This is a genomic window from Sphingobium sp. ba1, from assembly GCF_000743655.1.
Lineage (GTDB): Bacteria > Pseudomonadota > Alphaproteobacteria > Sphingomonadales > Sphingomonadaceae > Sphingobium.
In genome coordinates, this window is sequence record NZ_JPPQ01000083.1 from 237,905 (window position 1) to 252,697 (window position 14,793).

The 14,793-nt window shown below is 60.2% G+C and carries 13 protein-coding genes; 4 read left to right on the plus strand and 9 right to left on the minus strand.

Going from position 1 to position 14,793, the window contains the following annotated elements; all coding sequences use genetic code 11:
• Positions 1-77: 77 nt before the first annotated feature.
• Entirely contained in the window at positions 78-1,289 is a 1,212-nt protein-coding gene (locus IL54_RS20445; RefSeq protein ID WP_037480006.1) for an IS256 family transposase, read from the minus strand.
• Positions 1,290-1,827: 538 nt separating this feature from the next.
• Between IL54_RS20445 and IL54_RS20450 the strand changes: the two genes are divergently transcribed.
• From IL54_RS20450 to IL54_RS25565, 4 genes are all read left to right on the plus strand, one after another.
• Positions 1,828-2,046 (plus strand): hypothetical protein, encoded by a 219-nt coding sequence (locus IL54_RS20450; RefSeq protein ID WP_004210831.1) that lies wholly within the window; start codon positions 1,828-1,830, stop codon positions 2,044-2,046.
• A 504-nt stretch (positions 2,047-2,550) separates the two neighbouring features.
• The gene (locus IL54_RS20460) at positions 2,551-3,516 is read left to right on the plus strand and encodes a hypothetical protein (RefSeq protein ID WP_004210829.1); all 966 of its coding nucleotides are present in this window, start codon (positions 2,551-2,553) and stop codon (positions 3,514-3,516) included.
• A 107-nt stretch (positions 3,517-3,623) separates the two neighbouring features.
• Positions 3,624-3,914 (plus strand): hypothetical protein, encoded by a 291-nt coding sequence (locus IL54_RS20465; RefSeq protein WP_004210827.1) that lies wholly within the window; start codon positions 3,624-3,626, stop codon positions 3,912-3,914.
• 149 nt (positions 3,915-4,063) lie between these two features.
• Positions 4,064-4,255, plus strand: coding sequence for a DUF6771 family protein (locus IL54_RS25565; RefSeq protein WP_076605609.1), 192 nt, complete (start codon positions 4,064-4,066; stop codon positions 4,253-4,255).
• A 313-nt stretch (positions 4,256-4,568) separates the two neighbouring features.
• On the opposite strand, the gene IL54_RS20470 is transcribed toward IL54_RS25565, so the two are convergent.
• The 8 genes from IL54_RS20470 to IL54_RS20505 all read right to left on the minus strand — a co-directional run bounded on the left by IL54_RS20470 (position 4,569) and on the right by IL54_RS20505 (position 14,777).
• Positions 4,569-6,140, minus strand: a complete 1,572-nt coding sequence (locus tag IL54_RS20470; RefSeq protein ID WP_037480011.1) for a reverse transcriptase domain-containing protein — start codon at positions 6,138-6,140, stop codon at positions 4,569-4,571.
• A 287-nt stretch (positions 6,141-6,427) separates the two neighbouring features.
• Entirely contained in the window at positions 6,428-6,751 is a 324-nt protein-coding gene (locus IL54_RS20475; protein ID WP_221775498.1) for a DUF6488 family protein, read from the minus strand.
• Positions 6,752-6,781: 30 nt separating this feature from the next.
• Positions 6,782-7,372 carry a hypothetical protein gene (locus IL54_RS20480; RefSeq protein ID WP_004210823.1) on the minus strand — a complete coding sequence of 197 codons (591 nt, stop codon included), beginning with the start codon at positions 7,370-7,372 and terminating at the stop codon, positions 6,782-6,784.
• Positions 7,369-8,082: a HupE/UreJ family protein gene (locus tag IL54_RS20485; protein WP_037480627.1), complete on the minus strand. Its 714-nt coding sequence runs from the start codon at positions 8,080-8,082 to the stop codon at positions 7,369-7,371. The genes IL54_RS20480 and IL54_RS20485 overlap by 4 nt, the downstream gene beginning before the upstream one ends.
• A 482-nt stretch (positions 8,083-8,564) precedes the next feature.
• A complete protein-coding gene (locus IL54_RS20490) occupies positions 8,565-9,041 on the minus strand; it encodes a hypothetical protein (protein ID WP_004210821.1) in 477 nt (158 codons plus the stop codon).
• Positions 9,042-9,124: 83 nt separating this feature from the next.
• Positions 9,125-12,361: an efflux RND transporter permease subunit gene (locus tag IL54_RS20495; RefSeq protein WP_004210819.1), complete on the minus strand. Its 3,237-nt coding sequence runs from the start codon at positions 12,359-12,361 to the stop codon at positions 9,125-9,127.
• Positions 12,358-13,512: an efflux RND transporter periplasmic adaptor subunit gene (locus IL54_RS20500; RefSeq protein WP_004210818.1), complete on the minus strand. Its 1,155-nt coding sequence runs from the start codon at positions 13,510-13,512 to the stop codon at positions 12,358-12,360. Before IL54_RS20500 ends, IL54_RS20495 begins: the two co-directional genes overlap by 4 nt.
• Positions 13,509-14,777 (minus strand): TolC family protein, encoded by a 1,269-nt coding sequence (locus IL54_RS20505; protein WP_009821107.1) that lies wholly within the window; start codon positions 14,775-14,777, stop codon positions 13,509-13,511. The genes IL54_RS20500 and IL54_RS20505 overlap by 4 nt, the downstream gene beginning before the upstream one ends.
• Positions 14,778-14,793 lie beyond the last annotated feature (16 nt).

Consider the following 14,793-nt stretch of genomic DNA (forward strand, 5'->3'; position numbering starts at 1 on the left):
GGGCCAACATAGCACGCTTGCGCGGGTCGCGTCCGTCAACGTGGTGTAAATTCGGGTGTGGCCAGCGGGCTGCATTGTCAGGCGGCCTTGGGTGTAATCTGTAGCGGCTGAACCTCCTCGATTGTTGGTGTGGCAAGTGCGGCCATGCCCTCGATTTGCATGTAGCGGTGCTGGAGCTGGTATTCGTCGTTCTGCTCAAGGAGGACGGCGCCGACGAGGCGGATGATGCTGTCCTCGTTGGGGAAGATGCCGACGACATCGGCGCGGCGCTTCACTTCCTTGTTCAGCCTTTCCAGCGGATTGGTGCTGTGGAGTTTGACCTGGTGCTGCTCGGGGAAGGTCATGTATGCGAGGACGTCATGCTCGGCATCGTCCATGCACGCGCCCAGCTTTGGCCAGCGGGCGCGCAACTGATCAGCGACCTGACGCCAGACTTGTGTTGCGGCGGCATGGTCGGGCTGAAGGAAGACCTGGCGGATGGCAGCAGCGACTACCGTGTTCTGGCCCTTGGGCACGTAGGCCAGCGCGTTTCTCATGAAGTGGACGCGGCAGCGCTGCCAGGTGGCGCTGAGCACACGGGTGATCGCGGCCTTGAGGCCCTCGTGGGCATCGGAGATGACCAGCTTCACGCCGGTCAGGCCGCGGCGGGTAAGGTCCTTGAGGAAGGTCGACCAGAACGGTTCGGCTTCGGAAGGGCCGATGTGCAGGCCGACGATCTCGCGCCTGCCCTCGGTGTTGACGGCCACGGCGATTATCGCGGCGACACTGACGATCCGCCCCCCCTCGCGCACCTTGAGATAGGTGGCATCGAGCCAGAGGTAGGGCCAGTCGCCGGCAAGCGGTCGCTTGAGAAAGGCATGGACGCGCTCATCGATGTCCTTGCACAGCTTCGACACGGAGGACTTGGAGATGCCGGTCATGCCCATTGCCTGCACCAGCTCATCGACGCGCCGGGTGCTGACGCCAGCGATCCATGCCTCCTGGATGACCGCGACCAACGCCTTCTCGACGGTCTTCCTGGGCTCCAGAAAGCCGGGAAAGTAGGCGCCGGTCCTCAACTTGGGGATCTTCAGGTTGAGCGTGCCGAGCCGGGTATCGAGGCTGCGGTCACGGTAGCCATTGCGCCAGGTCGTGCGCTCGCCGGAGCGTTCGTGCCGGCCAGCGCCGACGAGACCGTCGACATCGGCCTCCATAATGATCTGCAGCACGCTCTCGGCGATCGTGCGCAGGAAATCTCCATCTCCGGTCTTCGCCATCAGTTCAGCAAGCGGTAGTCTGTCGTCGGTCATCGGGATCAACTCCTCGGTGGGCGTGTGAAGTGTGGTAACTCCACCTTACCGATGAGCCCGGTGGCCACCGAGATCGAAATCGCATGGGGTGGGGCATGCCCCACCCCATGCGACAACCTCAATCTACACCGGAAATTACACCACGAGCGCGGACGCTAACCTTGCGCGCTGTTCGGCGCGATCCGCTATTGCGCATGGCATCGGTACGCTCTGGGGTATCGATGATACCCAAGGCAGCCTTGCGCTCTCGGATTCCCGCTAAAGGGTCAGAGAGGGTGATAATCATGCCGCTCCATCCCTTCCGTGGATCCCGGTCCATTTTAGAAATGTTCAGCCCGCCTGCGACGTTCCTGCGTCGGTGCCGATAATATCCCATGCAGGGTGCATGTGCCAGCTGCGTCCACCGCCAAGGTGCGATGCCTGACCGCCGCAAATCCGAACCCGCGGTCCTGTTGCAAACCAGTGCAAAAGCTCAACGAGGGTCTCGCCGGGAAATCCGACGATTACTATCGTATAGTCGATAGCGATTGAGGAAAGCATGCCCGGGAATATTCCCCCCGACAAGAAAGCCGCGTTCGAACGTCTGGCAAACCATCTGGATGAGGAATATCCCTATCCCGGGTGTCGCGACGATCTCAGGGATGTGGCCAGCGGCAGCTCCGCCATAATTGAACGCGCATACTGGCGCGATCCCGTGCAAGTCATGACCGGCCTCGCATGGATGCTCGTCGGCCTGATGATCGGAGTGCTGCTGTGAGGGCCGATCGCATTGAGCGCGAATGGTTTTGCAAGCGCTGCGGCAATTCCGTCCACAAGCTGCAAGGATCATGGGCCCACATACGCAATCAACATAGCCCAAAGTCGTGCGGTCGAAAGCTGACCGACAACGACGTCTATCGGTTGCCGCTGAGCCGAACGAGGGAACGCACCCGTACACGGAATAAACAACAGGAAGCGCAAGATCGCCTGCTCATCGCTAAGCGGCGCTGGGATGAAGCCCGCTGTGAATGGGAGGCAGCCCAAGACGAACTCTATCTTGCCTCGGAAGCGCTGAAGTCCATCAAGAATAGTCCCCCATTGGACTAGCCTGGTCATCCCATCGGTTCAATCCAACGCCGCCGATAACTGCGGCGCATAAGCCGCTTTCCGGAGGATTCGAAGCAGCCTGTTCCATATCCAATGCAACCTGTGCTGAAGGGGGTCTGGAATTTGCCCAATCGGTCTGAGACAATTACTCCCGGTCTTGCAGGGAAGCATTACAATGGACTTCAGAGTAATTGAGGAATGGCTGTCTGATGCGCCTGAACGGCACGCGATGCCGAAGGAACAACAGAATGCCACGACGGCTGCCATAGGCGCTGCGGCGAAGACAGCCGCGGCTTCCGGCGTTGAAGCGTTCGATTTGGCGCGGCTGGAGATGGCCACCGGCCCTCAGGCGGAAGAGTATCGCCCTTTCCGGACTTTGACGCGTGCTGAGTTGGTCCGCGCCGCCGCTGAAATTCGGACCGTTCAGGACAAGCTTCGCTACCGCGACGATACGATCGCTGTTGATCCAGCCCTTGAACGCGCGGTCCTGACCCTTGGCGATGCCGGGATGCCTCTCAACGAGCACCGGTTTGCGGCGACCGAACGCGCCTTTGTCCGTGCGGAAATCTACGAGGCGGCGAATGGGGCCCTCTCGCCAAATGAAAAAGCCCGGATGATCCTCTACGACGTCGCCACTCAGGAAGAGGCGCGTGGCCTCGAACTGATCGGCCGAGGCGGAGTCCTAAGCGTCAGCCGAGGCATGGCGATCGCCAAGCCCGCTCAGGAGCTCGTATCCAGCATGGGCATCCGAACACTGGAAAAGGACGGCCTGGGTCAAAAGGACATCACGATGGCAGCCGTCGGCCGTTATGAGCGAGTGTCAGAATTCCATCGGGCGGGGATCGATTTAGGGGCTACTTGGGCGCGAACCGGTGGCCCTGGCGCTGCAGCATTGGATGCGCGGTTGGAACGCCTTGCTTCTCGAGCGCCAGAGCCGGTGCCCAATGGCCTCGATCGGGAATCTGAAATCACCGGGGGCGATGCGGAGGGAACCTACCTATCTGAGGCAGTTACTCGCGGGATCGCTTCGCAGGCGAGCGACATCAAGTTCGAATTAGCCATCAAGCCGAAAGGCCGCACAGATCCAGATGCAAGCGAACAGCACAGCTTTGCTATGCCTCGCGGTCGAGGCCGCGATTAAAGGCGCAATGGCGCGCGACCAGATGATCATCGAGGCCCCGCGCGCCGATGTCGTCATGCTTGGAAACACACTTCGCGAATGTTCGCGAAATGAAATGAGGATTCGAAATGCCCGATGAAACCATGATCTTCGGCGTCAGCGAAGAGGGCCCGAATGGCGATGCACTGGGCTTCATCGATCTAACCAAGCTGCATGTCGGAAATAAGGTCCATGACGCCTACCGCGCAGCCGTTCTCGAAGCCGCGCAACAGCGACGGGAGAAGGGATTTGGCTGCGCCTATCTTCCACATGAGGGCATGCTGCTACTCATGCATGAGGTTCCAGGTGAGGCGAAGGTGCCTGACGCCGCCATGCCATTCACGATCCACGGCTTCGCGTCTCTCCTTTCCGACGACTGACAGGAATAGGCACGTCCTCAGCGTAACCTGTCGCCGCACCGGGATGAGGGACCGCCCCCCCTTTCGGCTAGTCCAAGCCCATCCATCAACTTCGTTAGCCGAAGAACAGGCTCTTGCTATGTTCTCTTTTTGTTCGCATATTGCCGGACATGACACAGCCCGATCCTCTCTGGCTCGCGCAGAGCCCTCTGAACGCCCCTGGGTGGGCACGAGTGGCACTGACGGCGCCGAACGAACGGTTGCGGGAGCAAGCCGCTGTAGAACTGGCCCAAACAATTATAGTGGCCATGGAACGTCAGCCGCCTCACTTTGATCGCAGGCAGATGACCCTTCCCCTCTGACGTGGGGGCGAACGTCCCCCTGCGGAACCTCGGCGATTATGCCCACCGAAACGTCAATCTTTTCATCATCTGCAGATGCGGCCACTCAGGAGTAATCGATGCTGACAAACTCAACCGCTGGTTCCTCGCGCATTGCTGGAACACCGCTATGGAAACCGTCGGATCGCACCTGCGCTGCACGCGCTGTCGGGGACATCCTGAACGATTTGCTCCAACGCCTCGACAACCGGACCGGCCTGACTGGATGAACAGTGAAGCAAGCTGGAAACGGCTGGTTCGGCGCCTGCGCGATTAGCCGGTTCGGCTAATCAGGTCAGGGCAGCCAAGCATGCAGTTCAGATATGGCAATAGCGAGTTGCCGACCATGATCATGGCCGCCCTTGTGAACGACGCCAACGACGCGGTCATCCACATCCAGCAATGGCCCTCCTGACATGCCCGGCGTCAGCATCTGCTGGACCTCGACCATCTTCACCGCACTCTTAGTTGGCAGGGACGTAACTGCGCCAGGTCGGATGTTCAGTCTGTCGCCGGGTCCATAACCGGGATACCCGATCGCGGTCGTGGCATCGCCTGTCGCGGCTGCCTTGCCGGCGGTTTCGAGCTCATAGAATTCGTTGTTGGGGATTGCATGGTCGAGAACGGCCAGATCGCGATCTGGGCATCGATGCTTCACGGACGCCGCGAATTTATTCGACGGCTTCGTCGGGTGATACAACTCAACTATACCGGACGGCGATATGCAATGCTCTGCCGTTACCAGACCGACACCCTTCATGAAAAACGCCGTGCCTTGGTCACCCCCTGTTTCCCAGTGCTCAATCAGCCACACTGATCGTTCTCGTATTTCTTGGGGACTGGGCAAAATATCGAGCGCGAGCGGCGGGAATGCAGCGTTGAAACGGGATGCGACACTCCGAAAGACTGGGTCAGATGCGCCTTTGATGTACCCCAACCACGATACCTTGCCTTGCAGGTGCTGGCCGACGTCAGCTTTACCACCATGCAAGGATTTGAATTTTGCCTGGGCGGCGGCCAGTCCCAAAGTTTCAACAGAGTAAAGGGCTGCCCGCAAATTCCTCACAAACCGCCGGTCGACATTGAGAGCCTCGTTAATCCGGATGCCTGTCACGGTGCGGCGCGAATGCTTGTCAGCATAGTGAGCCTTGTCCGGGTTCAGCACAAACCCGTTACCGCTGAAAATCTGCTTAAGTTTTTCCGACAACAGATCCGGTGAGAAATGCCCTGAAGCCGGTGGTGTCGTTTCGAACAATCCCATTAGCGGCTGGTAGCTGGAAAAGCTCAGGTCGTCCGCATAGCGGGTGTAAATGCAACGGGCGTCCTTGGCTAACTCCCGCAGCCTCCGATCCAAGCGGAAGCAAACCATATTGGACAAGATCGGACTGCTCGGAGCGCCTTGGGGCAACGTCCCATTGAGGCAGCAAATTGTCGCAATAGCTTCCGCGACCTCGCGCTTCATGCCAAGCGAACGCAGCACGCCCGTCACGCGTCCGTACGAAATGGACGGGAAGAAATCCTTCAAATCCAAGTTGACGATGAACTTGCTGCCCAGATGGGACTGAGCATTGGTCTTCACAGAACGACCGATCACGAACCCGTGAACAGGGTTGCGCCTCCGATAGAGAGGCGTCAGCAAATCGGCGATCTTCCTCTGCAACATCTTCAGCCGACGATCCGGCGCATTAATCACCCTCGCCTTGCCAGACTTCTTTTTAATGTCGAATTTATGGTACATCCTACCGGCGTACCAACTAATGACATTAAGTTCGGCACGGCCAACGCCAAGATGAGCAAGAAGACTGGCCTCACTCATCAACTCCGGCGGCAACTTCACGAAACTCACTGGTCCAAAAATATGGCCCATAGGTGGCACGGGGTCTCCCTTCCAGTCACGCCAGGAATTACCGAATGATCATGGCGGGCATGATATGTGCAGACATTTACTCTTACGCCGCAGTTACTACAGCGCGTATGCGAGGGGAGAACCCCGTAAGAGAACTCTAGCAGCTTGATTTCAGGTGCGAAACGACCTTTTAGCATTCGAGTCTGAAAATCGCAGCTAGTTCCAGATTAGAGGCCAAAGGCTCCGCCCATCACTTAATGCAATGATGGGCAAAACAGGCGCGGCCATATGGCCGCGCCTATCATTTCTTACTTCAGCTTGTGGTTAGCGGAGACGAAGGTGCCGTCCGGCTTCAACGCGACGTACAGCAGCTTGCGAGCTTCCGGTTCAGCTTCGTTGCGGAAGATCACCACATCCTGACGGGCGCCCTGAACGGTCCGCGACTTCGTTTCCACGAACTTCGCCTTTGACCAGCTCGCCGGCAATGTGCCCTTGGTGATGAGCTTGATGACATTGTCCTTCGCCACCTGCTGAACAGGACGATCCTGCTCTTCTTCATCATGATTGCCATGCGCCATCACCGGGGACACGGGAGCGAGAACAACGGCAGCTGCGATAATGAATTTACGCATCAGATTTTCCTTCTCTCATTATGAGTTGGGTCAGGGCTTGGCTGCGAAGGCGGAAAAGCCACCGGTCGCAGATGCAGTGATGGTGACAGGCTCGCTGGTCTTGTTCTTCCAGTACCAGCCATGCGTACCGTCGAAGGGGGCTGTGAAAGATCCGCTTTCACCGGCCGACGTGCCCTTCTCGTAGCTGGTGTATTCACCTTCAGGCGCGTTGAATTCCTCGCCATGCAATTCGTAGCGGATCTTCGCGCCATCGGTTTTCCAAGCGTAGCGCATCGCGCTGCCGGCGGTCATTACTGCCTTGATCTCGCGCCCTTCGTTGGGCTTGAGCGTAATGACGACCTGGACCGGTTCACCCGGGGCAGCCACGGCCGGCTTGGACGCCGTTGGCGTAGCCGGTGCGGACGACGCCACTGGCGCAGCATCATGTTCAGCCTGCTTCATCTCGCCCATCGGGGTGAGGCCGAGGGCGCCACCGACGCCGGTCGGATCGACGCCATATTCCGCTGGCAGCACGGCCGTCACCAGGATGGCCGCAGCGGCACCGAAAGCGATGAGTGTAGCCCGATTCAGTTGGCTAAGGGTGGGCAGTTCGCCCGGCATGGGCGAGTGGGGACGGGTCATGAAGGATCTCCCAGGAACAAGCCGGCGAGCTGATAGCCGGTGAGAACGAAGCCGGCGGTCATCAGCACGACGTTCGCGGTGAAGGCATGTTTGGCGAAGCTGCGCATGCGCCGCCAATATCCCATGATGATGAGGATGGCCGACAGAGCCAGGATTTGGCCCATCTCGACGCCGACGTTGAAAGCGATGAGATTGGTGATCAGACCATCAGACGATAGCGCGAAATCCTGCAGCTTCGTCGCCAGACCGAAGCCGTGGAAGAAGCCGAAGATCAGCACGGCCGCCTTTGTATTCGGCTGGAACCCAAACCAGCGCTGAAACGCCCCGAGATTGTCGAGCGCCTTGTAGACGACCGACAAGCCGATGATCGCATCGACGAGATAGGCGCTGACATTGGTGCCCAGCAGCACCCCTGCAATCAGGGTCGTGCTGTGGCCGATGGCGAACAGCGTGACGTAGGACGCGACCTCGCGCATCCGGTAGAGGAAGAAGATGACGCCGAACAGGAACAGCAAATGGTCATATCCGGTGACCATGTGCTTGGCGCCGAGATAGAGAAATGCCCCTATCTGAGGGCCGGTCGTTTCTTCGATATAGCCTTTGTCGCCTTCCGCAACGCCATGGGCCAAGGCCACATCGACGACGAAAAACGCCAAGGCTGTAAAGACCGCAGCATAACATGCCCACGGTCGAGCCAGTCTGAGTTTCATATAGATATCCGTATGGTCGCCAGCGCCTCGACGCCGGCAGATCAGCACCAAGTGCGAGACCAACGCCTCGCACTGCCATGCTTCAGGATATCGATGGCGGCTCGAGTAGCGGAGCCATGGTGAATGGCGCCATAAAAGGCTGGCGATGCGCGCCGCTATGGATAGCCTTCCCAGTTGGGACAGGTTTCAGCCCATGGTCATCTGGCACGCGATCACCGACTAGATGAACGTGACCGCCTCCTGTAGCGCTGCCCGGCTCCTCATGGTTTTCTGAAAAATGTTGATGCTCTGTAGTAGCCTCAACGGATGATCGGTCGCTTTTGTGGAAATGCTGTGACACGGTCAGCAACGAGCCGTGTGAGATCATCATAGCGATTACGAGCAGGACAGAGAGGAATGGATAAGTTCGCATTCGCCACTCCTTCCTTCTCTCATTCATCCAAACGGCCGTTCAACGGGCGCCAAACCGCACACACGATAGATTATCGCGAATGATTCTCAACAAAATTGCGAGCGTCAGATGACCTATTCTCGTCACGAACCAAGTCGTCGGCTGGTTCTACAGGGCTAAGGCCCAAGGGCTTGCCCGAGGTGCAGGTGCGCTCCGGCCGGTTTACTTCGCTGATGCGCAGGACGCGATTGGTGATCGTGGCAGTGATGCCTTCCCCGACATAGGTCAGCCCCTGAGCCGGAGCAGTCAGGCGGATCGGCTGCGGTTGCGCGGGTCCACTCAGGATCATCACCAGCCCCTCATCGCGGTACGCCGCGTGGAGAAGGGAGCCATCATTGCACTGAAATTCATGATGCGCTTCGCGATCACTGAGCAGCGCCTGGTCGTCGGGACTGAGTTGGCCATTGCCATCGCCAGATGAACATGACCCGGCCGCCAGCGCCGCCATCATCACGATAGCCAGCTGGCCTGACCGGACAGAAAATCGAGAACGTTCGTCAAGGAACATGGCACTTTCCAATCCTCGAGGGTCTGGCGTTGAGCAAATCATAGGTGAAGCAGGCGGCAGCTCCGCCGCCGCCTGCCTTTCGATTACGCAGTTGCCGGTTCGGAATTACCCGACGACTCTTGCGCCTGTTTCTTTTTGAGGCGCCCCATGAATGCCGTGATCGCCGGCAACACGAGTAACGTCAGCGCCGTCGACGTGATGAGGCCACCAATGACCACCGTGGCAAGCGGTCGCTGCACTTCGGCTCCCGTCCCCGTAGCGAGGGCCATCGGCACGAAGCCGAGACTTGCCACGAGCGCAGTCATCAGCACCGGCCGCACGCGCTCCATCGCACCGCCGATGATCGCCTGATCCTCCTCTGCCCCATCCTCTCGATATTTGCGGATGGCACTCATCATGACGAGGCCATTCAGAACAGCGACACCGGAGAGGGCAATGAAGCCCACCGCAGCCGTGATGGAGAACGGAATCCCGCGCAGCAGCAGAGCGAAAACACCGCCCGCGAGAGCCATGGGCACCGCACTAAACACGATCGCTGCTGGGATAGCGCCGCCTAATGCCATGTAGAGAAGTGCGAAGATCGCGGCGAAGCAGATCGGCACCACGATCAGCAGGCGCAGACGCGCCGACTGAAGGCTTTCGAACGTGCCGCCCCAATCGGTGTACATGCCAGCAGGCAGTTGGAGTTCGCCCACCTTCTGCTGCGCCTCTGTGACGAAGCCGCCCAGATCCCGGCCACGCACGTTGATCTGCACGATCACCATACGCTTGCCATTCTCGCGGCTGATCTGGTTCAACCCCGATGTGAAGCTGAACCGTGCCACCTCGCGGAGCGGGATGGACCTTGCCACCTGACCTTCTGGGGTAGGCAACATCACCGGGATGGACCCCAGCGTTTCCAGATCGTCGCGCTGCGCATCAGGCAGACGGACCACGACCGAGAAGCGACGGTCACCTTCGAACAGCAGCCCGGCTTCCCGGCCCCCAAGAGCAGCCGCAACGGTATTGGCAACCTCTTCGACCGAAAGGCCGTAACGTGCGACCGCCAATCGATCGATCTTCACGTCAAACGTCGGCGCGCCGGACGTCTGCTCGGCACTGACATCGCCAGCACCGGGGATCTTCCGAACCACCGCAGCAATGCGCTGCGCCTGCTGGCTCATCTGATCGAGGTCATCGCCATAAAGCTTGATGGCCACGTCAGCCCGAACGCCGGCGATAAGCTCGTTGAAGCGCATCTGGATCGGCTGCTGGATTTCCGTCCGGTTGCCAATCAGGGGCTTCATCCTCGCTTCGATGCGCTTGAGGATATCGTCCTTGCTCTTCACATCCGACGGCCACTCACTTTCGGGCTTGGGGATGACATAGGTGTCCGAAGCGTTTGGCGGCATCGGGTCGGTACCCAGATCCGCGTTGCCGTTCTTCGAGAAGACGAGCGCCACTTCCGGCAGCGTCTTGAGAGTATTCTCGATCCGCAGTTGCATCTCGGTCGACTGGTCGATCGAAGCCGATGGCACGCGGAAGTTGGTGACCGTTATGTCCTTCTCGTCAAGCTGGGGCATGAATTCCTCGCCCAGCAGGCCGAAGCACAGGACGGCTGCCAGGAACATGCCACCGCCGGCCGCAATGAACGGCAAGGGACGCGCCACGGCTTTCTTCAGGAGCGGCTCGTACTTTTCCTTGAACCAACGGATCGGCTTCACTTCCGTCTCGCTCACTTTCCCCTTGATCACGATGGCGATCATCGCAGGGATAAAGGTAATCGAGAGGATGAAGGCCGAGGCCAGAGCAATCATGAGCGTAACCGCCATCGGTGAGAAGGTCTTGCCCTCGACACCCTGGAAGGTCAGCAGCGGCACGAACACGAGGAAGATGATGAGCTGCCCGTAAACGGTCGGTCGAACCATCTCGACCGCAGCCTCCGTCGTCTCGCCCAGCCGCTCCGACAACGTCAGCAGACGCCCTTCATGTTCCTGCCGTTCGGCAAGCCGTCGCAGCGCATTTTCCACGATGATCACGGCGCCGTCGACAATCAGACCGAAGTCGAGCGCGCCAAGACTCATGAGGTTGCCGGATTCCCCGATGGCGTTCATACCGCTGGCGGTCATCAACATGGTCACCGGAATGACCGCCGCCGTGATCAGCGCCGCGCGGATATTGCCGAGCAGCAGGAAAAGCACCACGATGACGAGAAGCGCGCCTTCGGTCAGGTTCTTCTCGACCGTCGAAATGGTCGCATTCACCAGCTTCGAGCGGTTATAGACCGGCTCGGCAAAGACGTCTGGCGGCAGACCCTTGTTGATCTGCGTGAGCTTCTCTGCCGCGCTCATCGCCACGATGCGGCTATTGTCGCCCACCAGCATCAGGACGGTCGAGATCACCGCTTCGGATCCCATGCGGCTGCCGGAACCGGTGCGGACCGCGCCACCGATGACCACTTCACCGACATCACGCACGCGGACCGGCACGCCAGCACGGGTCGCAACGACCGCCTCCTCGATTTCCTCAATCGACTTCAGGCGCGCATCGGCGCGAACCAGGAAACTCTCCCCGGCTCGCTTGATGTAGTTGGAGCCTGCCGACAGGTTCGCCCGCTGGAGAGCATCAGCCAGTTCCGTCACCGACAGGCCATAGGTGGCCAGCGCGTTGAGATTGGGCTGCACCAGATACTGCTTCACGAAGCCGCCGTTGGAATCGACGCCGGCTACGCCTTTGACATTGCGCATTTGCGGACGGATGATCCAGTCCTGCACGGTGCGCAGATAGGCCGCCTTCGCCAGTTCGGTGGTCAGTCGCTCGCCTTCAGGCGTGAGGTAGCTGCCGTCCGACTGCCAGCCCGGCTGACCATTGACGATCTTGACGTTCTTCCCATCGGGATGACGAAATGCCACCGAGTAGAAGAAGATTTCGCCAAGGCCGGTGCTGAGCGGCGCCAGATTGGGCTGCACCCCGGCAGGCAGGCTGTCCTTGGCCTGCGCCAGCCGCTCCGTCACCTGCTGGCGAGCAAAGAAGATGTCCGTGCTGTCCGTGAAGATCGCCGTCACCTGGCTGAACCCGTTGCGCGTGAGCGACCGGGTCATGGTGAGACCTGGAATGCCGGCAAGGGCCGTCTCGACCGGATAAGTCACCTGCTTTTCCATGTCGACCGGGCCGAGCGTGGGATTGAAGGTGTTGACCTGCACCTGACGGTTGGTGATGTCCGGGACGGCGTCGATCGGCAGCTTGGTGATCTGCCAGCCGCCAAATCCGACAATGGCGAGTGTCAGGAACAACACCGCCCATCTCATCCTGACGGATAGACTGAGGATACGCGCAATCATTCTGCCGACTCCTTCTCAAGCTCAGCCTTGAGGAGGAAGGCGTTGGTCGTCGCGATCTGCTGCCCCGCCTTCAGGCCAGCCGCAATCGCAACCATGCCGCCACTGCGACTGGCGACCTGAACGGTCTGTGCCTTGAAGCCCTTGGGCGTGCGAACAAAAACCACTGTCCGTTCGCCGACTGTCTGGACCGCATCCTGTGGCACCGTGACACCGCTCGCACCCTGACCACCGCTGGCGAAGATACGTGCCTGCACAAGCTGTCCTGGAGCGATCACGCTGCCACCGCCGCTCGGAGTGATGACGACCGTGGCTTGCCGGGTCTGCGCGTCGACAACACCGGTCGCCGAGCGCACACGCCCTTCCACCTTCTGGCCGTCGGACGTCGTGAGTTCCACCCGATCGCCAGCCTTTACCCGGCCAGCGTCAGCCACAGGAACCGCAGCCTCAATCTGGATGCTGCGCGGATCTGCGACCCGAAATAGTTCAGTCTCCGCCTGGACGAACGAACCCAGACTTGCCGTTGCCGATGTAATCCGGCCAGAGACCGAACTGACGACAGATACGGACCGGCCATCGCCAGCAACTCTTGCTGCACGCGCAGCCGCGTCCGCCTGGCGCGCTTCGGCCCGGGCTACCGCCAGATTGGCTTCGGCCGTTTCATAGTCCGCCCGCGCCGATACACCTTGCGCCAGCAGGCTCTTCTCGCGGGCCAATTGCCGCGCAGCCAGCGTCGCGCGCGCCGCCGCAGTCCCACGATCGGCCGCGATTGCCGAGGCATCACGACTTTCCACCAGCGCGATCGCCTCACCGGCCTGAACCGTATCACCGATACGCTTGAAGATGCGCGTCACCGTGCCTGGCGCTCGCGCGGTTAGAACAGCCTCGGCATCAGGCGTAGCTTCGACCGTGGCGCTCGCCATGACGATCCCCGAGAGACTGGAGCCGGAGACGGCTTCGACCGAGATTGCCGAGGTCTTGATGCCGTCCGCAGTAATTTCCACGGTATCGGCAGGCTGGGCCTCTGCTTCCACAGCGCTTTCCTCAGCCACCGGTGCGCTGGGCGCTGTCATGCGGGCCACGCCGAAGCCGGCTAGTGCCGCCAGAATGAGGCCGACCGCAGCGCCGGCATAGAGTTTGTTGTCGGACTTCATTGGACGGGTTCTCCGGTAATGGTGCGGCCCTCAAGCCGTGCAAGGCTGGCGCGGGCATCGAACTGGGCAGCGCGGGCATCGAGCACCACGCCGCGAGCAGCTCCCAGGCCATGGCGTGCAGCTAGCAATTCGATCAGCGGGGACTTCCCCGCTTCATAGGCGATACGTGCAAGCCGATAGCTTTCTTCAGCCGTGGATAGCGTTCTATCCGCAGCCGCTGCTCTGGCGTCTGCCGCTTCGTTGAGGGCAAGCGAAGCCTGGATTGCAGCCTCGGCCTCCAACCGGGTTGCCGCCTCCCGTGCCTGCGCGCCGCGCAGTTCAGCCTGCGCGGCATCGATGTTGCCGCGATTCCTGTCGAAGAGCGGGAATGGCACGCTCACAGCTGCCAGTAGAGCATTCGCGTTATCGACCTCAAGCCGTCTAACGCCGACGGACACCGTCACGTCAGGAATGGCCTGCCGCTTGGCGGATGTTACGCGCCGCGCGGCAGCTTCTGCGTCAGCTTTCGCTGCCAGATAAGGAGCCGTCTGCGTCGGGTCGATCGGCCCCTGCCCCTTCATCGGCGCCAACCGGTCCAACATGGGTTCGGCAAGCGTCGAATAAGACACCGACTGACCACTGAGCGCAGTCAGGCGGGAATAGGCGCCAACCCGCTCTGCTTTGGCCGTATCGACGACAGCCCTTAGCGAATTCACTTCGGTTTCAGCCTGAAGGCCGCGAAGCCGGGCTTCCTTGCCCGCTTCAACCAGAGCGCGGGCGGCCTTAAGATCCGCTTCTGCTTCTTCCAGTTCATCTTCAGCCAGCCCGATCCTGCGATCGGCGACTTCAGCGCCAGCATAGGCACGCGCCAGTTCATATGCATAGGACAGCCGGCCGTCACGCGTACGCGCCTGAGCAGCGACCACGCCTGCTTCGCCTGCCGCAATGCGAGCGGAGCGCTTTCCGAAAAGCTCAAGCGGCTGGTTTACCTGGAGCGTGTTTTCCGCACGACCGAAGCGGTTGTAAGGGCGTTGCCCCCCCACATTCTCCGTCATGACGCTCACGGTCGGATTGGGATATGCGCGTGCCTGCCGTGCCAATCCTTCGGCTCGATCTACTTCGGCTTCGAGCTCCAATTGACGTGGCGCTTCGCTGGTTTGCCGAAAAAGCTCGGCAAATGGTGGCGCGACTTGCGCGCTTGCAGCCGTGCCACCCGCCATAAGGCAGGTCGCAACGACCGCGCCGGATACCGCAATACGCGGCAGCCGGCCTCGAAAGGCTTGCATTGTGTAATTCCCTCGT